19 protein-coding genes are annotated in these 24483 nt (G+C 48.1%); 9 read left to right on the top strand and 10 right to left on the bottom strand.

The window, feature by feature from the left end:
- The first annotated feature begins 51 nt into the window (after positions 1-51).
- Positions 52-3270 (top strand): alpha-mannosidase, encoded by a 3219-nt coding sequence (locus LRL21_RS13370; RefSeq protein WP_240416275.1) that lies wholly within the window; start codon positions 52-54, stop codon positions 3268-3270.
- Between the two features lie 106 nt (positions 3271-3376).
- On the opposite strand, the gene LRL21_RS13365 is transcribed toward LRL21_RS13370, so the two are convergent.
- From LRL21_RS13365 to LRL21_RS13355, 3 genes are all read right to left on the bottom strand, one after another.
- Entirely contained in the window at positions 3377-4234 is an 858-nt protein-coding gene (locus LRL21_RS13365) for an SDR family NAD(P)-dependent oxidoreductase (RefSeq protein WP_240416274.1), read from the bottom strand.
- A 116-nt stretch (positions 4235-4350) separates the two neighbouring features.
- The gene (locus LRL21_RS46255; RefSeq protein ID WP_240416273.1) at positions 4351-6141 is read right to left on the bottom strand and encodes a sensor histidine kinase; all 1791 of its coding nucleotides are present in this window, start codon (positions 6139-6141) and stop codon (positions 4351-4353) included.
- Positions 6131-6850: a response regulator transcription factor gene (locus LRL21_RS13355; protein ID WP_240416272.1), complete on the bottom strand. Its 720-nt coding sequence runs from the start codon at positions 6848-6850 to the stop codon at positions 6131-6133. The genes LRL21_RS46255 and LRL21_RS13355 overlap by 11 nt, the downstream gene beginning before the upstream one ends.
- Before the next feature lie 333 nt (positions 6851-7183).
- Here LRL21_RS13355 and LRL21_RS13350 point away from each other — a divergent pair, with 333 nt between their 5' ends.
- Both LRL21_RS13350 and LRL21_RS13345 read left to right on the top strand, forming a co-directional pair.
- A complete protein-coding gene (locus LRL21_RS13350; RefSeq protein ID WP_240416271.1) occupies positions 7184-8341 on the top strand; it encodes a serine hydrolase in 1158 nt (385 codons plus the stop codon).
- Positions 8342-8430: 89 nt separating this feature from the next.
- Complete coding sequence (locus tag LRL21_RS13345) at positions 8431-8865, top strand: MerR family transcriptional regulator (RefSeq protein WP_240416270.1); 435 nt, start codon at positions 8431-8433, stop codon at positions 8863-8865.
- Positions 8866-8958: 93 nt separating this feature from the next.
- Here the strand turns inward: LRL21_RS13345 and LRL21_RS13340 are convergent, their stop codons facing one another.
- The 4 genes from LRL21_RS13340 to LRL21_RS13325 form a co-directional block, all read right to left on the bottom strand.
- Positions 8959-11274 carry a hypothetical protein gene (locus LRL21_RS13340; protein ID WP_240416269.1) on the bottom strand — a complete coding sequence of 772 codons (2316 nt, stop codon included), beginning with the start codon at positions 11272-11274 and terminating at the stop codon, positions 8959-8961.
- Positions 11275-11368: 94 nt separating this feature from the next.
- Entirely contained in the window at positions 11369-12547 is a 1179-nt protein-coding gene (locus tag LRL21_RS13335) for an ABC transporter permease (RefSeq protein ID WP_240416268.1), read from the bottom strand.
- Entirely contained in the window at positions 12544-13299 is a 756-nt protein-coding gene (locus LRL21_RS13330; RefSeq protein WP_275900723.1) for an ABC transporter ATP-binding protein, read from the bottom strand. The genes LRL21_RS13335 and LRL21_RS13330 overlap by 4 nt, the downstream gene beginning before the upstream one ends.
- Before the next feature lie 27 nt (positions 13300-13326).
- A complete protein-coding gene (locus tag LRL21_RS13325; protein ID WP_240416267.1) occupies positions 13327-15021 on the bottom strand; it encodes an efflux RND transporter periplasmic adaptor subunit in 1695 nt (564 codons plus the stop codon).
- A 727-nt stretch (positions 15022-15748) separates the two neighbouring features.
- On the opposite strand from LRL21_RS13325, the gene LRL21_RS13315 reads away from it, so the two are divergent.
- The 3 genes from LRL21_RS13315 (at position 15749) to LRL21_RS13305 (ending at position 19403) form a co-directional block, all read left to right on the top strand.
- Entirely contained in the window at positions 15749-16150 is a 402-nt protein-coding gene (locus tag LRL21_RS13315; protein WP_240416266.1) for a GntR family transcriptional regulator, read from the top strand.
- Positions 16147-17217, top strand: coding sequence for a DUF5808 domain-containing protein (locus LRL21_RS13310; RefSeq protein ID WP_240416265.1), 1071 nt, complete (start codon positions 16147-16149; stop codon positions 17215-17217). The genes LRL21_RS13315 and LRL21_RS13310 overlap by 4 nt, the downstream gene beginning before the upstream one ends.
- A 116-nt stretch (positions 17218-17333) precedes the next feature.
- Positions 17334-19403, top strand: a complete 2070-nt coding sequence (locus tag LRL21_RS13305; RefSeq protein WP_240416449.1) for a serine hydrolase domain-containing protein — start codon at positions 17334-17336, stop codon at positions 19401-19403.
- A gap of 284 nt (positions 19404-19687) precedes the next feature.
- Here the strand turns inward: LRL21_RS13305 and mtnA are convergent, their stop codons facing one another.
- Both mtnA and mtnK read right to left on the bottom strand, forming a co-directional pair.
- Positions 19688-20776, bottom strand: coding sequence for an S-methyl-5-thioribose-1-phosphate isomerase (mtnA, locus tag LRL21_RS13300; RefSeq protein ID WP_240416264.1), 1089 nt, complete (start codon positions 20774-20776; stop codon positions 19688-19690).
- A 15-nt stretch (positions 20777-20791) separates the two neighbouring features.
- Positions 20792-22003 (bottom strand): S-methyl-5-thioribose kinase, encoded by a 1212-nt coding sequence (mtnK, locus tag LRL21_RS13295; RefSeq protein WP_240416263.1) that lies wholly within the window; start codon positions 22001-22003, stop codon positions 20792-20794.
- A gap of 271 nt (positions 22004-22274) precedes the next feature.
- Between mtnK and LRL21_RS13290 the strand changes: the two genes are divergently transcribed.
- A complete protein-coding gene (locus tag LRL21_RS13290) occupies positions 22275-22466 on the top strand; it encodes a hypothetical protein (protein ID WP_240416262.1) in 192 nt (63 codons plus the stop codon).
- Between the two features lie 74 nt (positions 22467-22540).
- On the opposite strand, the gene LRL21_RS13285 is transcribed toward LRL21_RS13290, so the two are convergent.
- Positions 22541-22714, bottom strand: coding sequence for an asparagine synthase (locus LRL21_RS13285; protein ID WP_240416261.1), 174 nt, complete (start codon positions 22712-22714; stop codon positions 22541-22543).
- 172 nt (positions 22715-22886) lie between these two features.
- Between LRL21_RS13285 and LRL21_RS13280 the strand changes: the two genes are divergently transcribed.
- Positions 22887-23471, top strand: coding sequence for a DUF1802 family protein (locus LRL21_RS13280; RefSeq protein WP_240416260.1), 585 nt, complete (start codon positions 22887-22889; stop codon positions 23469-23471).
- Positions 23472-23636: 165 nt separating this feature from the next.
- A complete protein-coding gene (sufC, locus tag LRL21_RS13275; RefSeq protein ID WP_076233109.1) occupies positions 23637-24467 on the top strand; it encodes a Fe-S cluster assembly ATPase SufC in 831 nt (276 codons plus the stop codon).
- The last annotated feature ends 16 nt before the right edge of the window (positions 24468-24483 follow it).

Genomic DNA, 24483 nt, shown 5'->3' with positions numbered 1-24483 from the left:
TTTTTTGAATTTTAATAACACGTGTTATATCCAATACAAGGAGTGATCTTAATGTTTTATGTTTGGGAAAAATTGAACGCCCGCGTGGTTGAGCTTGATGAATTTCGTTACAGAGATCGATTATCGATCCCAGCTTTTCAAAGCCTGGAGGATCCTGAGGGTGAAATTGGCGGACGCCCCGTATTACCTTTAACGCAGTCTCCAGATACGAAGGAAATGTCCTTGGGCGAGTATTGGCAGGGACGTGACCGTTATCTGTGGCTGGCAGCAGATGTGGTGGTGCCGAAGGACTGGCAGGGCAAGAAGGTGCTGGGTCGGTTTGATTTTGGTAAAACAGGAGGAAGCTCAGGCTTTGAGTCGCTGCTGTATGTGAATGGTCAACCTTATCAAGGTGTTGACTCCAATCATCAGGAGGTTTTTTTCGAAGAGGCGGCGGGTGCGACCTTAGGGCTGTGCTTCAGATTGTGGAGCGGCTTGGGCGGCTATAATTCCAAGGCGATTATGGAGCATCAATTGAAGCGTGCCGAGCTGTGCTGGCTGGATGAGGCGGCAGATGATTTGTATTACACAGCCCGCGCAGCACTCAGTGTCGCCAAAGTGATTCATGAGCATTCACCGGAACGGCAGACCTTGCTGTCTGCGGTTGATCAGGCTTTTTTGTTAGTCGATTGGTCCCGACCAGGCTCGGATGATTTTTACGCATCGGTAAGCGCCGCGGCGCAGCTGCTGAGGGCAACGGTCAAGGAGCTTCCGAAGCATCATGCGGTAACGGTACGCTGCATCGGGCATACGCACATAGATGTGGCTTGGCTGTGGCGGCTTAAGCATACGCGGGAGAAAGCAGTGCGTTCTTTTTCCACGGTTCTGCGTTTGATGGAAAAGTTCCCGGATTATGTGTTTCTACAGACTATGCCTCAGCTGTATGATTATATCAAAACCGACTATCCGGAAGTGTACGAGCAAATCAAGGAGAGAGTCAGAGAAGGACGCTGGGAGGCTGGCGGCGGCATGTGGCTGGAAGCGGATTGCAACCTGACGTCTGGGGAGTCCTTGGTCAGACAGCTGCTCTATGGTACGCGGTTTCTTCGTGAGGAATTTGGTGCGGAATGCACTTATTTGTGGCTGCCGGATGTATTTGGCTATAGCTGGGCGCTGCCGCAGATTTTGCGAAAATCAGGGATCGATACCTTCATGACGACCAAAATTAGCTGGAATCAATATAACCGTATGCCGCATGATACATTTCAATGGCGGGGGATTGATGGCACTGAGGTATTGACGCATTTTATAACGACACCGGACCCTGATGCAGGTGACGGCGGCTGGCTGTATACGTATAACGGAGAGGTAACAGCCAGATCAGTTAATGGGATTTGGGAAACGTATCGTGACAAGGCTGTCAATCAGGAGCTGCTGTTAGCGTATGGATATGGAGACGGTGGTGGTGGCGTTAATAGAGAAATGCTGGAGCTGCGCCGCAGGCTTGCTGAATTGCCAGGTATTCCGCAAGTAACCACAGGGCGTGTCGATGATTATTTCGCTGAGCTGCACCAAACGATTGCAGAAACGAAGGAGTATGTGCATACGTGGGATGGCGAGCTGTATCTGGAGCTGCATCGTGGAACTTATACGAGCCAGGCATATAACAAGCTGATGAATCGTAAGCTGGAATTGCTTGCTCGCGAAGCAGAATGGCTGGCTGTTATGGGCAGCTTAATCCAGGGAAATTGGAATCCTTATGCAAAGGAAAAAATCGACGAGGCCTGGAAAATCGTGCTTCGGAATCAGTTCCACGATATTATACCGGGCTCTTCGATTAAAGAGGTTTATGAGGATTCGACGTTAGAATATGCAGAAGCAGAAAAGCTGCTGCAGCTTGCATGCAACCAAGCTGATGAAGCACTAATTGCCACGTCTGATGCCACTAACTCAGCCAATACAGCAAGTACATCGCAAGGTTCGGAAGACAAAGCTGTATACACGGTATGGAACAGCGCAGGCTGGGAAAGAAAAGGTCTGGTGCAGGTGAGGTACGATGGTTTCCTGGCTGCTAACCGCCATGTGGAATGGACGGATGCGCAGGGTCATGCGCTCATTGCACAGCAGGATGCTGCCGGGTGGTGGGTGCAGTTGAACGGAATCGCCTCCATGGGTTATTCGACGATTTACGCTGTATCCGGTAATCTTGTTAGCAGTCAGCCTGTCACGGATTCGTATTCAAAAGCATTCTCCTCATTGCCTAATGGGATTGAAACGCCTCATTATGTACTGACTTGGAATGAACAAGGGCAGTTGACTTCAATTTGGGACAAAATGGCACAGCGTGAAGTGCTGGCTGAGGGCTTCAGCGGCAACGTGCTGCAGGTGTTTGAGGATAAACCGAAAAGCAGACATGAGGCTTGGGATATCGATATTTATTACCAGGAGAAAAAGGAAGAAATTACTCATTTAACTTCAGCTGTCATTAGTGAAATCGGACCGCTTCGTGCTGTTGTGACCTTTAATTGGACTTACAAGGATTCTTCCATCGTGCAGCAAATGGTGCTTTATCGTGATTCACGCCGAATTGATTTTGTGAATGAAATCGATTGGCATGAGCAGCGCAAGCTGTTAAAAGCTGCATTCCCGGTTGAGGTACGCTCGACGGAAGCAACCTTTGATATTCAATATGGGAATGTGAAACGGCCAACACATTGGAACACTAGCTGGGATTATGCACGCTTTGAGGTTGTTGGGCACCAATGGGCCGATTTATCTGAGCGCGGTTACGGAGTGAGTCTGCTCAACGATTGCAAATACGGCTACGATATTAAGGACAATGTGATGCGGCTGACACTGATCAAATCGGCATTGATTCCCGATGATCAGGCAGACCAAGGGCACCATGCTTTCACTTACTCCTTGCTGCCGCACGCGGGAGATTGGATTGAAGGCGAAACGGCTGTTGAGGCTTGGGATTTGAATGCCCCACTGTCGAGCAAGCCGGGTGCTTCTGATGCACCTGCATCATTATTCAGGTTGACAGGCGGGTATGTGCATATAGATGCTGTGAAAAAATCCGAGGACGATGGTCGCGTTGTACTGCGCTTCCACGAGTTCGGGGGACAGCGAGGGACAATTGAATTGAACAGTGATTACACAATTCGCAATTGGCAGGAAAGCGACTTGATGGAGCGGCCGATTGGTGAATCTTCGAACACCTCCGTTATTCGTCTGGCTATTAAACCTTATGAGATCAAGACACTGCTGATTGATGTTGTCAAAGGCTAACTCTAACTCTAGATCGACATATAAGCAGCACTGCAACGACAGCCTGACTTCCAATTCGCTTGGACGTCAGGCTTTTTTTGGGGGGCTTTGAACTATACATAATCATTTAAATCGTTCCGTCTGCTGCAAATTCCCGTTGGTAGATAGAGCCTATTGTCTCCAATAGGTTACGGCCATGCTCGCCGAACTTCAACTCGGTGACCTTTCCTTGTACAAGAAAGACGCCAGACGGATGGTTGGTTTCACCCAAAGCAGCTTCGTACAGAAGCGAAGCTCCTTTACTCGGGTGTGGAAAAAATAGCTGCATAATCGGTTTAATATAAAATGGCAATCCTGGATTTTTACCTTTTCGGATCGTGTTATTGCCACCTGGATCCACACTAAGAATCTTGATTCCCTCATTGGTGATCAAAGGAGCGATCTCCTGCGTCCACAGGGAAAGCGCGAGCTTGGAAGCTGCATATGGACCGAATAACTTTTTAAATACGGTAGGATGCTCCAGTGTGTCGGGATCAAAATGCTTGAAATATTTAAAAGCATGGGTAGAGGTGTTCACGATGGTTTTCAAATGTCCCCGCTGAACAAGCTCCTTCAACTCCATATAAATAATATAGGGCACTACAGTCTGCAGCTCGTAATGCATCTCACGTCCCTGTTTGGAAAAGCTAAGCTCCGGGAAGCTGCCGCCTGCGTTATTGAACAACAGATCGATCTTCACCTCGGCAGCTTTGATCTGGCGTAGAGCATGCTTCAAATTGTTGAAATCGGTAAGGTCAGCCTTGACAATCCTGAGCTGCCCTGCGTCAAGGCATTTCTGAATCAGTGTGTCTTCCTCGGGGAAGCCCGAGCGGATCAGTGCAATGACCTGCCAGCCTTCTGCCAGCATTTTGCGGGTTAGTTCGAGCCCGATTCCGCTGCTTGCACCTGTAATAAGAGCAGTTTGATCTTGTCCCCTTGTCTTCATTATGATGACCTCCATCGTTTAGTTTCGATTCAGGTTTCGATTCGATGGATTCAGTGTATAACTTGGAGTCGACTCCAAGTCAAGCGTGGTAAAAGACATATTCAGAGAAGCCTACGTTACTTCGGAGGAAAAGCCATGCGAATAACTGTACCTGCGCCATAGGCGCTTTGTACCTCGATAGTACCACCGTGCGCCAGTACCAGCTGTTTGGCAATGGCCAGACCGAGTCCGGTTCCTTGATCGTTTTCTTCCGTATTCGTTCCCCGGAAATACCGTTCAAACAGCAGCTCGGCAGTCGCTTCGTCCATGCCTTGTCCATTGTCGCTGACCAGGATGACGAAGCCTTGATCGTCCTGCGTGGAAAGCGAAATACGGACGGCCGTGCCGGGAGGATTGTGCAGAACTGCGTTGGCTACGATATTATCGATGATCCGGTTAAACCATCCGGGATCAATCGGATAGGACAGCTCCTGATCCATTCTGGTTAAGGTAACGTTGGCAGCCGACAAACGCGGGTCCTGCAGCAGCCGTATGATGGCTCGCTCGATGAATGCATTCATCTCAACTCTTTCCAAGGAAAGCGGCTGAGCTTCATTTTTCAACCGGTATGTAATGCTCAAATCTCCGATCATCGCGTCCATATAGGACGCTTTCTCCTTTATAATAGCTGCGAATTCGCGCACCTCTTCACGCGTCCATTCATAGTCGTCAGTCTCCAGCAAGTGTGCGTATCCGAAAATCGAGGACAGCGGTGTTTTCAAATCATGGGTCACTCCGGCAATCCATTCCTCCCGTGTTTTCTCCAGTCTAATCCGCACGTCATCATTGCGTTTAAGCGTATCGGACAATCGGGAAAGGGAAGTGAAAATCTCTGTAAACAACCGATACCGTCTTTTGAGCTTCTGATTCTTGTGAATGCTTCGCGGTCGGCCTTTACGATCGGTCGGCTCGTTATAATCATCATTTGCCAGATGCTGCAGCCAATCCATCATATGCAGAATCGGCGTACCGAATCGATGGGCATACACAAAGGCAAGAATGATAAAAACAAGCAGCACAACGGCAAGTAAACCGGCAAATCCGAATATCATCACAGATTGTATGGAGCCGAATAAACCATTGTATGAGCTGGCGGGTAATGGTCTATGAACAACCCACGTTTGTGCTGTACGCTCGTCGAAAAAGGAAGACAATTTGGCAGCATACCGATCCGCATATTCCGAACGCAATATAAAATCCTGCACACTATATGAGGAAGGTGCCCCTTCTGACTTGCCCAATGAGGCAAGCTCCTTCATGTCGCCATCCAGCAGTTGCAGCCAGCCTCCGCTTTCCCTGATTTCGTGTTCCAGACTATTCGGCAGCTGGATCGTGCGATCTGTTATCAGCGCGGATTCAGCAGCCTTTTGCGCGAGTAAGTGGCCTGTGTCCTGGATTCCGTACAGCAGTGTGTAATCAACGCCGCCTTTGGATTCGATCCAAATATACAGCGAATACGGAAAAGGTCGCTTGCGTGACCAGATGGCCGCCAACTCGCCACCATTATAATGGTTCGGTACATCGACCGGAGTAAAATGCGACGATGTAACGTTGCCGCGTTCATCTAAGGTTTGCAGCCAGCCGCCACTTTCCTTCACTTCGGCAAGCAGCTTGGGGTCAAATGTAATTTGCCCACTCTTGATTTCCAATGAATCTACAAGCAGCTGCAAGCCTGAGCTGGTGAAGCTGCGATTCATATCGAGCTGGCTCATTCTTATAAGCATAAAGAACAGGGCCACGGCCATAAGCGCCAAGGCAATAAAGCCGACGATCGCGAATTGGCTGACGAACTGGGTGATCAGCCGTATGGTAATGCTGCGTATTGAGTCAGGTCTCGCATGGAGTATGTTTTTTTGTTTATCGCTCACGCGTGTCACCTCTGCGTACCAGCTTGTAGCCGAGACCGCGTACGGTCAGCAAATACTCTGGCTTGGCAGGATAACGTTCGATCCGCTCACGAATCCGGTGAATATGGACCATCACGGTATTGTCATCGCTTAGACTATCCTGGCCCCATACACGTTCGTACAGCGTTTTTTTGCTGAACATGCGGTTCGGATGCTTACACAAAAAAAGCAGCAGCTGAAATACCTGGGCAGGGCAATCTACCGGTATACCCTCAACCCTGAGCTCACCGGCACCTTCATCTACCTCAAAGCGTCCAAAATGATGAACCACCGATACGGGATAGTTCGGAGTGGCTTGCCGCTGGTAACGCCGCAAATGTGCTTTAATCCTGGCAACGACCTCAAGAGGATTGAAAGGCTTGACGATATAATCGTCGCCTCCGACAGCAAATCCGGTCAGTTTATCAAAATCGGTCGTCCGTGCCGTAATAAAAAAAATCGGGGCATCCGTCGTTGCGCGAATAAACGGACAGATGTCAAATCCGCTTTGACCAGGCAGCATCACATCAAGCAGAATAAAATCATAGGTCTTGCTTCGGCATGCTGCTATCGCCCCTTCAGCTGACGATTCCGTATCGATATGGGTAAAGCCTTCTTTGGTTAGTACCGTTTGGAGCATTCGCAAAATGGCTGGCTCGTCATCGACAAGCAGCAGCTTGGCGTCATTCATTGTTCTATCGCTCCTAGCTGTGAGTATTTGAACCCTTGGAATAGGTTTGTATTAAATAAAAGCCTCAAGTTTTATTGTATCATCGATTTCTTACGTACAGACAAACGAAATCTTAACGGAGCCTTAACGAAATGGCTTCAGAGGCTTTGTAACAGGCATAGTCATTCCTCTTCTACATGCAGCTGGTTAGCCATAGACAGCTTCAATTGTGCGCTCAGGACCTTACAAAAGTAAGGTAAACGTAAGACAAGGTTTCGTTTCAGGAAAGCTGGATGCCTTAAAATAACAGGAGAAGGCGAAAAGAACGCAAAGATATGAAGGAGCGGGTAAAGGGTGAAAAAATGGATGTGGATCGTCATTATTGTTGTCGTACTCATTATTGGGATAGCGGGATGGATCATTGGGATCCTCGTGTGGGCGGGTAAGCCAAATGCCGATTACGTATGGGAATTTGTCAAAAAACATCCGGAGCAAGCTTCCGTCACCCTCGTCAGCAATGGTGTGATCGTGGCGCAAACTGAGCCTGATCGGCCGATGCCGCTAGCCAGCACAGTCAAAATCATCGTCGCGATCGAATACGCGAAGCAGGCTGCAGCGGGAACGGTTAAGCCGGATGAACCGGTATTGCTGCAAAAGCTGGAGTCGTATTATTTGCCGGATTTGGACGGGGGTGCGCATCCTTCCTGGCTTAGTGATATGGAACGCAGGCAGAGGGTGAGTGAAGGGGCTGTGACCCTAGAAGAAGTAGCTAAGGGAATGATCATGTTTAGCTCAAATGCAAATACAGAGTACTTGATGGATAAGCTTGGCTTGGTGAACATTAACCGGAATATCGGTGAGCTGGGCATGAAAAGCCACGAGCCTCTGTATCCGTTTGTCTCGAGCTTACTCATTCCCTATGAGCTGATGCAAACCTATCCTGGATTGGAACAAAAGGATGCGCTGGCCAAGGCCATAACGGAGCTGACAGACATGCCAATGGAGGTTTTTCGTGTAAAAGCCGCGGATATTCATGAGAAGCTGAGGCAAGACGACGATGGCGCTTATAAGCGACAAGCCAACATCAAGGACTGGTACAATGAGAAGCTGGATCGTATGAACTCGGATAAGCTAATTGCGGCATCGACTGCTGATTACGCCAGCTTGCTAGCCAAAATGAACGGCAAAACCTATTTCGCTCCAGCTGTACAGCAGAATCTGGATATCATTATGGAGGGACTTATGGAAAGTCCGGCAAACCGTTCGATGTTTGAACATGCGGGTCGCAAGGGCGGATCGACTGCATTTGTACTTACAGATGCGATGTACGCCACCGACAAAGAGGGCAACCGGACGGAGCTTGCGATCTTCTTCAACAATCTGGACGAAATACAGGCGATGAAGCTGGGCGCCAGCTTGAATGCTTTCGAAGTGGAGCTGCTTAGGAACACCGATTTCCGCGTCAAAGCTGCTGCAGGTATGGACAGCAGACAAAGACCATTGCATAAATAATTGGGAAATGGATTACGTATGACACTTGACTTGGAGTTGACTCCAAGTTATATAATCGAATTAATTGAAGATAGAAGTGGGTGAAAAGGTTGAGCGAGGCACATGTATTCACGATCAAAGAAGCTGCGGAGCAGACCGAATTATCAGAAGATACGATTCGCTACTACGAGAAAATCGGCCTGCTTCCGCGAGCAGAACGTAAGGAAAACCGACATCGTATTTATCATCCTGAGGATATTGCTACGATGAAGCTCATCATATGTCTCAAAAAAACGGGAATGTCGCTGGACGAGATGAAGCCTTTTTTGAATTTATCGTATGACGATGATCTCACTGAATTTCCTGAGCTGTATGCCAAGATTCAGAGCCATAAGGAAAAAATCTACAATCAAATGGCTTCCTTGCAGCAGATTATTGATTTTATTGATTCCTTCGAATCGAGATTTAACAAAACGGGAAGCTCGGCTGTGCCAGCTTGCTCGATCTCAAGCGAACATGCACGAAAGCCGATGTTTCAGAAGTGATTTGTTAAATAAACAAGTGCTGATCCCGAATTCAATAAGGGGTCAACACTTGTTTGGTTAATTAGGGACGGGTCAAGCTTAATTCACTAGCTGCTATTGCCGCAGTTGTTTGACGAGCCGCTTGGCAGGACCGTTAGGGGTCGTGATCGTTTCATACACGTTAATCGTTAAATCATTTTCAAATTGCTCGGTTTTGATGCTGCTGAAGGTGATTTTTTGGTTTCCGGTTATAAGCTTCTGAGTTCCTGTGAAGCTGGCTGTTTGCGACCCCAGAGAACGTCCCAGCCCATCGACCAGCTCGAATTCAAGCTGTGAAAAATTAGGATCAACGATAACCTGCTCCTGACGGTTTACGTTTAAGTCCATTTTCAATACATAGTTGTAGGCGTTGGAGCTGTATAAGGTTGTTATGGCATAAGCGTCAAAGCTAAGCTGAAACGGATACAAGCTAATGGTTTTGTCAATCGATTCATTTTGTACGACTACCTGATACGTACCGACAGACAGCTTGCTCGCAGCCGTGGATTTAGGATCAAATACGTTCAGTGCGAGTTGGGTGCCCATTTCGGTGGTAGGCAGCATGTAAGAATAGGATACGACATAGCTTGTGTTCGGCATGATTTGACTGACGGCTGCTGATTGTCTGACTCCGGCAAAAGCAAGTCCTTGTGCATTAATGAGCTCGGTTCCAAGTGTTGGCAGTGCAAGGGGGCTGCCTCCATTGTTCGTAAGCTTGTATTTGGCAATAGCGGTCCGATAGCCAAAATCACTGTTTTCATGGATATGAAGCTCCATTAGGGATACGCCGATATTCGTGTCCAGCCAGCCATTAGAAGCAAAGCTCATAGGTGTCCCTATTTCATAGGGCTTGGCCTGAATCGCAGCATTATTCGCATATTCCACACGACTCAAGTCAAACAGCATAACAGGACGTTTAACCGTAGTATTGCTGCGGTTTGGTGTGTTGGAGCTTGCATTGCCTGTATTGTTGGAAGTGCTTGTACCTGAATTCGTATTCCCGCCAGTACCGCTATTGGCTGCCGATTCGTTACCCGTTGTGCTGCTGCCGGAATTTACAGCTGCTCCGGAATTACTGGATGTATTCGCATTTCCACTGCCCGAGCCGCTGCCATTATTATTATTTGATGTATTATTGTTTGAATTGTTATTGTTAGTATTCGTGTTGCTTACCGCAGTGGCGTTCTCAAATAATACAAGATTAACAGTTCGAGGCTCGATACCATCGGGCAGCAGGATCGAATATTGGACGGTTGCAATCTGACCTGGAGACAGGAAGCCGTTCCGTAGTGACTGCTCCTGGCTTGCCTCCATCGTTCCTGTACCAAACTGATAGGACCCGGTTAATGCGGGGAGCGCTGCAGCGGCATTACTATCATTACGGATTTTAATTGTTGTTTGTAAAAGAACGCCTTCGGTTTGTTTGACTGCTATCACTTTGTCTGCCACGATCATAAGGCTGTTGTCAGTACCGAACAGGGAATAGGGCTGTTCTTTGCCAACAGGCACTTTGATTTCGGTTTCGGTTATGGGCAATGCTCCAAGTACATGCTCCTCCGCTTCGTTGACGTAAAAAGCATCCATACGTGTGCTATTCATTACAAAATTGTCGGGCACCGGGGTGCGGATCATAAGCTTGGTTAGTTTACCAGGCAGTAGAGATTGCGGGCTGCCTTCAATAAAGGAGCTGCTGTATTTCAATGAATCAGAAGCGTATAAACGAAACTGCAAGCTGTTAGGCAGGCTTAATATCGCCCTATCTCCATTTTGAGCAAATAATTCGGTATAGATGTAGCTATTGCCATTTTCGTTAATTCTGTAGCTACGCCCGAGACGCATAGCCACTTGAACCCCCTTCGAATAAGACGCATCCAGCTCGTTCATGGGAATCAGAATTTGCTTGGATGCATCATATACGGAAGTGACTGTCTTAGAGACCGATAGATCGCCAATGCTTCTCATAAAAGTAGGCTGACTGTCATCCCACGCAAACAAATTGATAGTAAGCTCATCAGGGCGTTCTCCCGCTGCCATTTCTGAGTAAAAACGGAACTCCTGATCCTTTCCTGACTTCACGCGAGCATTTTGCTTGCTTGTCAATTGGGCAGGAAACAGATTGCCTTGTCCATCCACTATACGAACTCCATAGCTATTAAAATCTATATCGCTGTCGCTGCCATTGTGCATGTTCAATGAAAATTGTATGGAGCTTGAAGTGTTCCCGGAAGTAAAAGCGGCGCTTTCCAGAGTGAAATAAGCATCCGTGGCGACAAATACACCTTCTTTCCCGGCTATAGCCGATGGTGTGACAGCTAACAAGCTGCTCGTACAAACCGCTGCTGCTACGAGCCATTTTTTTGCAGGTAAAGACCATCTTTCATTGCGTTTCATGTGGTTTCCTCCTAAGAGCTTTCCGTAGGAAAGCTATCTTCGTAAGCGTAACTGAGCATTCCGCAGGAAAGCTTTCTTCGTAATTGGTACTGTCCTAATCGGTCCTCAGTGCATCGATGGGACGCAGCTTGGAGGCTTTATTGGCAGGGTAGAGCCCGAATATTATACCTACAGCAACTGAGAATAAAAAGGCATACAGGCTAACCTCAAAGGAAAGCTGCGTGGTCTGCTTCGGATTGATCATCGGCCAAGCGATGGCAATTCCGCTCCCCAGCAGCAGGCCAATAATTCCGCCCAGACCGCTGATCACCGTGGCTTCAATTAAAAACTGGAGCAGTATATTTCTGCGTTTCGCTCCAATTGATTTACGGATTCCGATTTCCCGTGTTCGTTCACTAACCGTCACCAGCATAATGTTCATAATTCCGATACCGCCAACGAGCAATGAAATACAAGCAACACTAATCAGTTGATTATTCAAGGTGCTGGATGCCGCTACGCGGGCGTTCATCAATTCATCCTGATTCACTAGCTGAAATCCAGTTTCGCTTTTGAATTTATAGCTCAAATACTGCTTCATCGTATTTTGCGCGGCGGACAACTCTTCTTTGGTAGGCGCCTCCAAATAAGTGGTACGAATATTCCCAAGCTTAAAGGCGCGTCGTGCCGTTTCCAAAGGGACAAAGACGGAATTATCCAATGAAACTCCACTCATGTTGGAGCCCTTGGTTTTTAAGGTTCCAACTATTGTAAACACGATGCCATCGATATTGACATCCTCGCCGATCGGGTCCAGAGTTCCAAAGTAATATTGGGCCACAGTACTGCCCAGTACAGCTACTGGATTGCGAAACTCCATGTCCGCCTCAAGAATAAAACGACCTGAGGCCAGTTCCCCTTTCATCAGTGGCAGATAGCGGTCATTGGTGCCAACTACCGTATATTTTTCCTGGATACGATCGTATTTAATGTTGGAATTGCTTTTGACCATGGTCGGTGCGATGGTTTCGATCTCGGGCAGCTGCTCAAGCGACATCAGCTCGTCATAATCAAGCTGTGTGGCGCGGCCGTTGCCCAGCGTATTGACAACGATCAGATTGGTGCCGAGGCTTTCATATTGTTTTTCAATTTGAGCGCTTGCTCCTTGCCCGATGGCTACCAGAGTGACAACGGAGCTGACCCCGATAATAACACCCAGCATGGTCAGGACAGTCCGCATCGGATTTGCGGTTACTGTACGAAGGGCCATATACAATAATTCCAACGGATTCATATCTGCACCTCAGAAGGATTAGTTATTGCAGTTGGGGAATCACTCAGCGATTGTTCGCCAGGCAGCGGCAAAAGTCGTTCATCCTTGACGATCGCTCCATCCCGAATGGAAATAACTCTTCTGGCATGCTCAGCGATATGGTTGTCATGTGTTATCAGCACAATCGTATTACCCTGTTTGTTTAACTCTATGACGAGTTCCAGAACCTCATTGCCTATCTTGGTGTCGAGTGCGCCTGTTGGTTCATCCGCCAACAGCAGGGAGGGAGAGCCTGATAACGCCCGGGCGATGGCAACCCGCTGCTGCTGGCCCCCGGATAGCTCACTTGGCTTGTGATGACCACGCGCACCCATCCCGAGCAATTCGAGCATGCGCATTGCTTTTTCCCGCCGTTCTTTTTTGCCGAGACCTGAATAGATCAGAGGCAGCTCGACATTTTCCAAAGCATTCAGCCGGGGCAGCAGATTGAATTGTTGAAAAATAAAGCCGATTTTTTTGTTCCGCAGCTCTGCCAGCTGATTATCGCTCATATTTTCGGTAGCTACGCCATCAAGTAGATAGCTGCCTGAAGTCGGGATATCCAGCAACCCGATCGTATTCATAAGCGTTGATTTACCGGAGCCACTGGGGCCGATTATAGCAACAAAATCGCCTTTGGCCACAGACAGCGAGAGGTCGTTTAAGATGTGCAGCTTCTCTGCGCCGCGTTCATACACCTTGGTAATATTGCGTAGTTCGATCATGGAATGCATTCCGGGAAATACCTCCTTATGTACCATTTATCGATTGTTTCCGCCCGTTCTTTGGTTGCCGCCACCTGTGCCGCCAGCACCCGCACCACCAGGGCCAGCAGGAAATCCGCCAGCACCTGCACCACCTGCACCGCCTTGAAATTGTTGACGGAGACGGTCGATATCGGCCTGACTGGCATTTTGTGTTCTTTGACGTGAGGCTGCCACAACCTGATCGCCCTCGTTCAAGCCCTCTGTAACTTCTATATCCGTTTTGCTGCGGATTCCGATTTTAACCTCATGGCGTTCTTCCTTGGTGCCATCCGCTTTTAGCAGGGTAACGTATCGCTTTCCTTGCTGTTGTTGAAGTGCTTCGATAGGCAGCAGGACAATATTCTTTTTATCCTGAATAATTATTTCGGCTGTAGCCGTCATTCCGTATCGCAGCTCACTCGTATTTTTGACAGATAACACCGCATCGAAAAAGGTAACCCCATTCGTGGTCGTGCCTACGGTGGATACTTGATTGACCTCGCCTTCAAACACCTTGTTGGAGATCGAATCTACGCGGACCGCGGCCTTCATGCCTGCTTTGACATTGGGCAAGTCCAATTCATCGACTTGAATCGGCAGCTGCATATAATCAAGACTGGCAACAGCTCCGAGCAGCGTATTTACTTCAATCTTGGAGCCGACTGGATAGCTGGCCAGCACATTGCTTTTCTTATTGGCAAAATCGGTAGAAAACACGCCGTCAAAAGGAGCACGTATCGTCAGCTGCTTTACTTTTTCCTGCAGGTCGTTGATCGTATTTTTTTGCCGTTCTATCGTAGACTGCTTGCTCACAATATCATTTTGCAGGGTATCGTTGAATAATGAGGCAATCACATCGCCTTGTTTGACATAGCTGCCTGTTTTCACCTTCAATTCTTTAATGACACCGCTTGCGCTCGTGAGAATCGTTTCTATCGAATTGTAATCCAGAACGCCCTTATCGGACGATTCCACAAGCCGGCCATTCAGCTGTAAGCTGCCCTTGACCTTCATTCCCGCTGCTAACGTGCCGTCATTGGTTACCTTGATGTCAACTTCAAGCAATTTACCGCCGTTGGCATCAGCCTTGGGTTGAGTCCCGATAGCTTCGACCTTAGCGGTTTTCGTCAAATTAAATCCGTCAACGGTAAGATCAATGAGATCGCCTTTTTTGAGCTGAACCGCATTTTCCAGTACAAAAGACAGCTTCGTCACGAACGAAGTGGAATCGGACAAAGTAGCAAATCGGCTTGTTTTGCCGACATTGGAGCCTACGTCCAAATTGCTGCTCAAGCTCAAGGCGCCGCTAATCGGCGCGATGATCTGTAAATGATGTTGCTGGTTTTGCAATTCGCTCAAATCCTTTTGCAGCTGCACAAGGGTGGATTCCGCCTCCTGCAGGCTGATCTCCTGAGAGGGCACCGATATTTCTAGCAAAACATCCCCCTTGCTGACAGCCTGATTGCGGGTCAGATTCATCGTTTTGATCGTACCATCGGCAGTAGCTATAATATTCTGCATATCTCTGGCCTCGAATTGAGAAGTGCCGGATACAACAGATCGGATGGTCCCTTTTTTGATCGTGAGAACTTTTTCTTGTGGATTGGCAGTCGGGGATTTGGGCTGAGAGGAAACATACCAATAGGCTCCAGCACCGCATAGTACCAATAGGCTGGCTACGATGATCCCTATTTTATTGCGAGATTTCATTCAAGCTTCTCCTTTCAAGCGACTTGGCAGAACACTACCGATTTTCTCATATTGTAGCAACGGGATGTGAATGAAGTGTGAAAAAATGTGAAAGCCATACGTAGAAAATAAAAAGCAGCAGCTGCGTGGATCGCAGCTGCTGCCTAAAGTTGGTATGTTGTCAGCACAGATTAAAGTATTGGACTGACGATGCTTCATTTAGCTCCCATGAAAATTAAATGTATGGTTCAAGTTTTAGATACTTGTTCCCTGGAACTTCTCCAGAAATAAATGTCAATATTTCAAGACCAGAGTCATCGATTCCGAGAAATCTTGGTGCTCCCTCATAGCCTTGTTTTTCCAAATGTTTGAGTAGTTCATGAACATTCCGACTCCAATAACCTGTAGGTTACAACTCATTGCTTATAGAGAACAATTATAACTAAACTCCCGTTCGAATAAGGCAACAGACATTACCACAATCTTTTGATAGACCTCTGCATAGGAAAATTCAAGCACTTGAGAAAGAGAACAAAGAATTACGAGAAGAAATGAAAAACGCCTATGCTCAGTTGTATGAAAAAGCTCCACAACTGGATCTTGCGTGTCATTAATATATGTGTTATATATGTAATATAACAAACAATATTAAAAAGGCGGGTGGTTCGATATGGAACGGCTAAGACATGTCAAAATCGCACATGGTTTTCCTAAAGACACGCAGCAACTGCCATAAGGAGGGATATTCTTGTTCATAGAGCTCGATCTGCAATCGGAAACGCCGATTTACGCACAGTTGGTTGACCAAATCGTCGAAGGGATCGCCTCCGGCGCCTTGCGGCCGGGGGATCCGCTTCCGTCGATCCGGAGCTTGGCGGAGGACTTGGGGATCAATCTCCATACCGTCAACAAAGCCTACAATTTGCTCAAGCAGGAGGGCTTACTTCAAGTACACCGAAAGAAGGGTGTTATCGTTCAGCCCGACGGGATGCCCGGAGTGACGGAGGCGTTTGAGGAGAAGCTCCGGCGGCAGTTGCGGTCTCTTGCAGCTGCAGCTGCGGTACGAGGCATGGCGGAAGAGGCATTCGCACAGGAGAGCAGGTCGGTGTACCGAGATATGATTACGAATCGCGGAGGGGAACAACTTTGACACAAGAAACGATGATCATGATATCCAGCAGTTATTTGATGATTGCTCTGATGCTCAGCTTACAGGTCTATATTGGCTTGCGGACTCTGCTGTTCGGCATCGTGCTGCCGACGGAGGCCCTGCAGGATACGGCAGTCCGAGCCATTCGCCGGAATTACGCCTTGCTCACCGGCGGCTTTGCGGCCGTAATCGGAGGAGCTTGCTTCTTATGGACGCGTCATCAACCGGCATGGAGTATGCTAGGTTGGACGACAGCCATTTTGCTTTTAATAATTGTATCATGCTTCACTATTTGGATCAGTCGGATGTCCGCGCAACGCTTGAAGGCGGCCAGAGGCTGGCAGGCTGTCGTGCAGACGAAGCGCGCAGCGAGCCTCGTAGTCGGCCAAACGCATGGCTCGGTGTTGAGCTCTTGGTGGTATTCGGCAAATGTCGCCGTGATGGCACTATGCATCTTCTTTGCTATTGCGAGGTGGGACGCGATTCCACAATGGTTGCATCTCGGAAATCTTTACTCTTACAAATCCGTATGGACCGTGTTCATGCTGAACATCGTGCAAGCGCTGAATATCGCGTTTTTCATTGGCGTTAATCTGATGATCAGCCGTGCCAGGACGTCGCTGGATCCTCAGGACCGGGAAGGTTCGTTGCAAAAACAGTTGAGGTACAAGAAAATCTATTCGATTCTGACTTGGTCCGCTTCGCTCCTAATGGTTGTATTCCTAGGGGTGGCGCAAGCCATAGCGTTGTACGGTTGGAAGGGAAATCTGCTCTTCCACTCCGGCATGTCGCTCTGGGCAGCGCTCTTCTTGGCACTCATCGGCGTCTTGCTATACCTGCGAATCAAAGGTATTGATCAGATAAGGGACGTTCCGTCGCTGGAGGAAAGGCACTGGAGGTGGCTCGGCAGCATTTATGTGAACACTGAAGACCCGGCGTTGATCGTTCCGCACATTCACGGTTTCGGCTGGACGATCAATATGGCCAATCCGCTCGGTAGGATCATAGCCGCTGCAATGATAGCCATTCTGGTAATCGTCATTCTCGTATTTGTCTATTTTAGATAAATGAAACAATCTTCGGAAGGAGAGTTCGAATGATAAAAAGTCGATGGATAATAAGAGCTGTGCTATCCTCGTGTCTGCTGCTAACCTCATGGGACGACAACGCAGCACTGGCAGAGATGCAGAACATAGCAGTGACATTGAATACATCTGAGGTGATCGAGTCAAGCTCTGTACCGTTAATCTTGCACTTGCCTTCGAACGAGCCTGTGATCACCTACGAAGTAACCAGGAAAGCTGCAAAGGAGAAGGCAGAGCTCCTAACGAAAGCTTACGGCACGAACAGCGTGCAGTACGCCATTATCGATCATGGTCACATCGTCGTATCCGGACAATCCGGCAAGAACGATGAGCAGGGACAGAAGCCGCTTACGAAAGACACGATGTACGGGATCGGTTCGACGAGTAAAATGTTTACCACGGTTGCCGTCATGCAACTGGTCGACCAAGGGCAAATCGATCTCGATACGCCGGTCGTCCAGTATATCCCTGAGTTTACGATGAAGGATGAACGCTACAAGCAGATTACGCCGCGCATGCTGCTGAATCATTCTTCCGGTCTGAACGGATCGTCGCTGACGAACGCCTTTTTATTCGAAGATAACGATACTTATGCCTACGATACACTGCTGAAGCAACTGGCCGGTCAGACCTTGAAGGCGAACCCGGGCGCTTATTCGGTTTACTGCAATGACGGATTTACGCTGGCCCAGATTCTGGTTGAGCGAATCAGCGGCATGGACTTTACCTCATATATCCATCGATATATTACGGAGCCTCTAGGTATGGCCAATACGAAGACGCCGCTCGATTCTCTGAACACAGCGAAGATGGCTGGACTCTATTATCGTACCTATACAGGACAACTTCCCAACGAGACGTCCAACGTGATCGCAGCGGGAGGCATTTATTCCACGGCGGAAGATATGGCTCGTTTCTCGCAAATTTTTACGGGGGAAGCGGAAGAAGTCTTGTCCGGTAAGTCGGCTGCGGCCATGGCGCAAGACGAGTTCAAGACGTCTTTGTGGCCTGACGATGCGGACAACTCCTTCGAATACGGTCTCGGCTGGGACAGCGTCAATCTGTATCCCTTTGGCGAATACGGGATGAAGGCGCTGACCAAAGGCGGGGACACGCTTCTCTATCACGCATCGCTCGTTGTGCTTCCCGAACAGGACATGGCGGCAGCTGTTGTCACTTCAGGCGGGAGCGGCACGATCGACCGGCTTCTGGCGAACGAAATCCTGCTTCAGGCGCTGATGGAGAAAGGGACGATTGCCGAATTCAAGCCTGAGAAGTCATACGGCGCACCGGAAAAGGCTGATATGCCGGAGTCCGTGCTGCAGTATTCGGGAATCTATGGCGCGACAAATACAACGATAAGCATAGATATTACCGAAGGCGGCGTCATGTCCATCACTTCGGAGCAGACGCCCGATAATCCGGCCCAGATCTTCGAGTATTCAGCGGACGGCACGTTCCAGAGTGCGGATGGGAATATGAAGATCAGCTTCGTGACAGAAGAGAACGGCCGTACCTATTTATGGATTCGTCAATACGCTTCGTTGCCGGGTCTTGGACAGATAGCTATGTCAGTGTACAATGCCGAGAGGCTCCAGCCCCAAGATCTTCCGACAGAGATAACAGAAGCATGGGTCAAGCGCGATGGAAAGAAGTATTATCTGCTGAATGAGAAATATACGTCGCTCGTTTATTTGGTGTTGCCGTCCGTCCAAATGAATGTGTCGAAACAATTGCCGGGGTACGTGTTGGATAAGCGAATAACAGGTCCGAATACGGCCGTCTCCGAATTGCAAATTCCGGGATTGAACGGGCGGGATCTCTTAGGCTATACGTTCTTTTCACAGGACGGCGTTGAGTACCTGGATCTGGGTGGAAGCATCTTAGTGAACGAGGACGCTTTGAAGTCGATGTCCGTCGCTAAGAAGTCAATCGTTACGATTCCGTCGAGCGGATACGCCCAGTGGTATACGATAAAAGACAAAGACGGGGGCAAGACCGTTAAAGTGAGCATGTCCTCGAACGCCTCCTTCGCCGTTTATAATGAGAAGGGTATATGTATCTACTTCAGTGTCATCGGAGGCAAGGATAAGGTCGAACTGCCCGCGGGAGGATCGATTGTTTTCGCCGGGGATGCCGGCACGAATTTCGAGATTTCCGCGCAGTAACGTCGCAATAGGCATTTCATAACTGGACAAAAAACAGTCCTGCGTATAAGAAAAAGATTCCTCAAGAAAAGTTTGGATGAATTTCAGCTAATAACATCCATAACAAGTGCCTTGATTCATTCCAATAGGTGAACATTCAACTAACGAGGAAGGACAGTTAAACATAAAGGGCTCCACATATTAGTCATGTATAATATGTAGAACCCTTTATGTTATTTGATCTTCTTAAGTTTAGGTTTTGATAGTATTAAGTCTAGAACTTTATTTTATTCTGACAATAGTTGCTATTCAAAAAGCTTTTTTAGATTCTCATGATAGGGGGCGCGGATTACACCTTTTTCGGTAATAATCGCAGTTACATATTCATTCGGTGTGATATCAAAGGCAGGATTGAACACCTTAACACCCTTCGGTGCGGTGCGTTTGCCAAAGCCTTGTGTAATTTCGTCCTCATGACGCTCTTCAATCGGAATGTCAGCCCCATTGGCCGTGTTCAGATCAATCGTGGACATCGGGCATGCTACATAAAAAGGAATCCCGTGAGCTTTGGCTAGAACAGCCACACTGTAGGTGCCGATCTTGTTGGCTACGTCGCCATTGGCCGCGACACGGTCTGTGCCGACAATGACTGCTTGTACCCAGCCTTTACTCATGACGACTCCAGCCATGTTGTCGCAGATGAGGGTTACATCAATGCCTGCCTGTTGCAGCTCGAACGCGGTCAGACGCGCTCCTTGCAGCACAGGACGGGTTTCATCGGCAAACACCTTGAGATGGATGCCGCGCTCCTGGGCCAGGTACATCGGCGCAAGTGCCGTGCCGTAACGGGCTGTCGCCAGACCGCCGGCATTGCAATGCGTGAGCACGCCCATTCCGTCCTCAAACAAATCTAAAGCGTGCACGCCGATAAGCCGGCACGTTTCCTCGTCCTCGCTCTGGATCAGCTTCGCTTCATCCAGCAGCGACTGCTTCATCGCTTCCGGCTCGCCGCCAGCCGAAGCAAGCTCCGTGGCACGCTGCTTCATCCGCTCCAGCGCCCAGAACAAGTTAACCGCCGTCGGGCGCGACGTCGCCAAATAATCACACTGCTTGACCGTTTCGGCAAGCAGCAGCTCCAGGCTGCCGCTTGTGTCCCGCGCGCCGAGATAAACCCCGTACGCTGCTGCGATCCCGATTGCGGGCGCGCCGCGTACCGCCAACTGCTTGATCGCATCCCACACCTGCTCGGATGTTGTCAGCTCCAAGTACACGATTTCATCCGGCAGCTGACGTTGATCCAACAAATCCAAACTATTGGTCGCCGAGTTCCAGCGGACCGACTGCAGCCAATCGGCTGCCTTATTCTTTTCTTCCTGCTGTTCTTGTATGCTCATCCCAGATGCTCCTTTCTATTTCTGTTCAATCGCTTCGGCCGCAATCTCCAAAAGGTCGTTAATTGATTGAGCTTGACGGTTATGTTTGATGAGGGCCGTTCCGATGCGAAGCGCAATGCGTCGTGCGCGATCCTTGGCGGCTTCGTCCTCAAGCTTGTTAATGTCGGCAACCTGGGCAAGACCGTGTACGCGGCGGACCATTTTGCATCCGGTATAACCGATCGCATCACGAAGCACCTGCTCCAGATACCATTCTTGATAATTTTCGTCCGCAAATACGTGGTCTACGCCATACAGAGACCAGATCGAGCGAAACTCACCACTGAACGTATGCCAAATATCACGGATCGTTCCAAGCAAATAACCGCGGTAATCATCACGTGACAGTTGATCCCGGCTCCAGCCCTCCTGTGCGGCATAATTCAATAGCAGGTTGGCAAATACCGCGCCGATATCAAAGCCCATAGGACCATAATAAGCGAACTCGGGATCAATAACCTTGGTAGAATCCTCCGTAATAAATATACTGCCAGTGTGCAAGTCCCCGTGAAGCAGTGCTTGAGCCTTGGTCAGAAAGCCGCTGCGCAGAATAGCAACCTCGAGCAGCAGCTCCTTATCAACCCACAGAGCCTCGACTTCGCTGCGGATAGACGGAGGAATATCGTTCGTATCAGCATCGCGATAAGGATCATCGAAGATCAGATCCTCCGTGATTTTGCAAAGCTCGGGATTAATGAATTGCTTGACGCGCAGCTTTTTTTCCTGCTGATTCATGCCAAGATCTGACGTATAAAATAACGTGTGGGCTATGAAACGTCCAATATGCTGCGCAAACAACGGATAGCGATTGCCATCCATCAACCCTTTACGCATAATAACATGATCACTTAAATCCTGCATGACTGTTAAGGCCAAATCTTTATCATACGTATACACATGCGGCACCAGATCGGGGCATAAGGATTCTTGTATCTGTAAAGCTTCACTTTCAATTCGCGCCCGGTCCAGCGTGAGCGGCCATGATTCCCCAACAACCTTGGCATAGGGCAACGCCTGCTTCAAAATAATACTTTTACCTGTCGAAGCCTCAGAAATATGAAATACGAGATTCAAATTCCCGTCCCCGATTTCATGACTGGAAAGCTCACTTCCAGCAGTGAATAAGTCAGGTATGGTACGAGCGTAGGCTACTGCTTCCGCTTCTGTCAAAGCGTGATATGTAGTCATAGTTTGATATTCCTCCTTCGAGTTGGGTATTCTTATAATCTCGTAAGCATATGCTTATAAAATTTCATGGAAAAATGCATCAAGTATGCTCTTCATCCGATAAGACTGTCAACCTATAGTATAGCAAAATGAGACTTCGCTTGGAATAGCAGATCATGGGTTAAGCTTGAAATAGAACGCCATTTACAAAAAATACATCTGGAGATAATATACCGATGACGCTCAGGATCTATATTATTCCTATACGATCCATTCGGGAGGGTTTCATAGGATGAAGCTGCTTGTAAAGTTATTGTCTATAGTGTTCGCTGTAGGTATTATACTGACGCTCGGAATGCAGGCTCAAGGGGAGCCGATTCTTGCAAATCCTTATAAAGCTAATCATCAGCAGTACGAACGCTTTCAAAAGCCCGTGCTTGTTGTCAATAACGAGCCCAACCGGACGGCTCAAGCAGATCGGTAAATGATGGAACCCCACAATATGAAAAGGGAGGGCTTAGGCCCTCCCTTTCCTTTGCCATTCTGCATCAATCAGCCTTAGAATTGCCTGCCGCGACCCCGATGCTCCACAAGATCGATGGCACCCAATACCATATGAGCCAATCCGAAGCCTGCCACAGCTGCTGCTGCCATGGGGTATTTGCCCCTTAATGCAACACCTGAAGCCGTCACCGCTGTACCCAAAACAGTAGGAATTAGTCCTTCTCTCATGATGGTTCCTCCTTGTAATTTTGAGTGGATGTTCGAATGCATCTATAGGTTGGGGTAAAATCGATAAATGTATGTTTGCCAAATAGTTGCATTGTCAGGCTAATCAATCTTATAATGGAGTATTGTGAATTACAGCTGGCTTCATCATTTCTTTTGAAAGGAGGCGAAAGCAATGGCGGAAAGCAGGCTGCAGCCGGTCGCATTAAAGGAGTGGGCCGTAGCTATAGAAGCACTACGAGCAGGAAGGCAAATTCTGATCATGCGAAAAGGTGGGATTCATGAGGAAACACGGGACTTTCATATTGAAAGCGAGAGCTTCTATTTGTATCCGACCTATGAGCATCAAAAGAAACAATGGATCAAACCGGATCATCAATATCAGCTGGATCTAACTTTGGAGGGCTGGAGCACTGAGGATACGGAGGTTGAGGTTCAGTGTTACGCAGAGCTGATAGAGGATATACTAATAGAAGATCAGGAGCAATTGAACAAGCTGAGCGAGCTGCATCTATGGACAGATACATTTGCTGAGGAAAGATTAAAGTGGAAGCGCACCAAGCCGCTCCATGTGATGCTTCTTCGTGTGTATGAGCTGGATGAGCCGATCAAGCTGCCGATTATTCCTTCATACATAGGCTGCAAATCATGGATTCAATTGGATAGCAGCACGATCCATACCGCATCCCGTAAGCCTGTGCTTTCAGATGATATGTTCGATAGAGCTGTTATTCAAATCAAGAATGCATTAAAAGGGTAATGATAGTAGATGGCCCAAAAAGCTGTTTTCATGAGGCATGTTTTGTATATAATTTGCAAACAGTTATCTCAAACCATTGAGAATCAATGATAATCAGTTTATAATGATTATTAGATAAGAATAATCACTCTAAATATAGACTTTAAATATGGAGGAAACAAGATCATGGCACAAACAACGGAATTCACTATAGACGGTTTGAAAGCTACTGTCGAAGGCAAGGAAATTTTGAAGGGCTTGAACCTTACCATGAAGGGCGGAGAAATCCATGCAATCATGGGGCCCAATGGAACAGGTAAAAGTACACTTGCTTCCACTATCATGGGTCATCCCAAATATGAAGTTACCGAAGGCGCGATCACGCTCAATGGCGAAGATGTTCTCGAAATGGCCGTTGACGAAAGAGCCCGTGCAGGTATTTTCCTTGCTATGCAGTATCCAAGTGAAATTACCGGTGTCACGAATGCCGATTTCCTGCGCAGTGCAATTAATGCCCGCCGTGAAGAAGGTAGCGAAATTTCCTTGATCCGCTTTATCCGACAAATGGAAAGCAAAATGAAAGAGCTTGAAATGAATCCGGAGTTTATGCACCGCTATTTAAACGAAGGCTTTTCAGGTGGAGAAAAGAAGCGTAATGAAATTTTGCAAATGCTGCTTCTTGAGCCAAGTGTTGTAATTTTGGATGAAATCGACTCTGGTTTGGATATAGATGCCCTTCGGATTGTTGCAGCAGGTGTGAACGCGATGCGTTCCGAAGACCGCAGCTTTTTGATTATTACCCATTACCAACGTTTGCTTAACTATGTAAAACCGGATTTTGTACATGTTATGATGCAAGGACGTATAGTGAAATCGGGCGGACCTGAACTGGCAGAACGTCTTGAGAATGATGGCTACGACTGGATTAAGGAAGAGCTGGGCATTGACGATGAGACAGTTGGCGGACAGGAAGAAGAATTTAAAATCCCCATGAACACTTCAGGTCCAAAATACTAAGCGATAATCGTACAGG

The organism is Paenibacillus periandrae (genome assembly GCF_022458865.1).
Taxonomy (GTDB): domain Bacteria; phylum Bacillota; class Bacilli; order Paenibacillales; family NBRC-103111; genus Paenibacillus_S; species Paenibacillus_S periandrae.
The sequence above is the reverse complement of the archived record's forward strand: the minus strand, read 5'-3'. Positions and strand labels throughout refer to the sequence as shown.

Coding starts and splice junctions, on each gene's coding strand:
- LRL21_RS13285 (WP_240416261.1), bottom strand. CDS start 22,714: ATGAGAGAAGGACTAATTCCTACTGTTTTGGGTACAGCGGTGACGGCT.
- LRL21_RS13330 (WP_275900723.1), bottom strand. CDS start 13,299: ATGCATTCCATGATCGAACTACGCAATATTACCAAGGTGTATGAACGC.
- mtnK (WP_240416263.1), bottom strand. CDS start 22,003: ATGACTACATATCACGCTTTGACAGAAGCGGAAGCAGTAGCCTACGCT.
- LRL21_RS13290 (WP_240416262.1), top strand. CDS start 22,275: ATGAAGCTGCTTGTAAAGTTATTGTCTATAGTGTTCGCTGTAGGTATT.
- LRL21_RS13280 (WP_240416260.1), top strand. CDS start 22,887: ATGGCGGAAAGCAGGCTGCAGCCGGTCGCATTAAAGGAGTGGGCCGTA.
- LRL21_RS13340 (WP_240416269.1), bottom strand. CDS start 11,274: ATGAAACGCAATGAAAGATGGTCTTTACCTGCAAAAAAATGGCTCGTA.
- LRL21_RS13370 (WP_240416275.1), top strand. CDS start 52: ATGTTTTATGTTTGGGAAAAATTGAACGCCCGCGTGGTTGAGCTTGAT.
- mtnA (WP_240416264.1), bottom strand. CDS start 20,776: ATGAGCATACAAGAACAGCAGGAAGAAAAGAATAAGGCAGCCGATTGG.
- LRL21_RS13355 (WP_240416272.1), bottom strand. CDS start 6,850: ATGAATGACGCCAAGCTGCTGCTTGTCGATGACGAGCCAGCCATTTTG.
- LRL21_RS13325 (WP_240416267.1), bottom strand. CDS start 15,021: ATGAAATCTCGCAATAAAATAGGGATCATCGTAGCCAGCCTATTGGTA.
- sufC (WP_076233109.1), top strand. CDS start 23,637: ATGGCACAAACAACGGAATTCACTATAGACGGTTTGAAAGCTACTGTC.
- LRL21_RS13305 (WP_240416449.1), top strand. CDS start 17,334: ATGCAGAACATAGCAGTGACATTGAATACATCTGAGGTGATCGAGTCA.
- LRL21_RS13365 (WP_240416274.1), bottom strand. CDS start 4,234: ATGAAGACAAGGGGACAAGATCAAACTGCTCTTATTACAGGTGCAAGC.
- LRL21_RS13335 (WP_240416268.1), bottom strand. CDS start 12,547: ATGAATCCGTTGGAATTATTGTATATGGCCCTTCGTACAGTAACCGCA.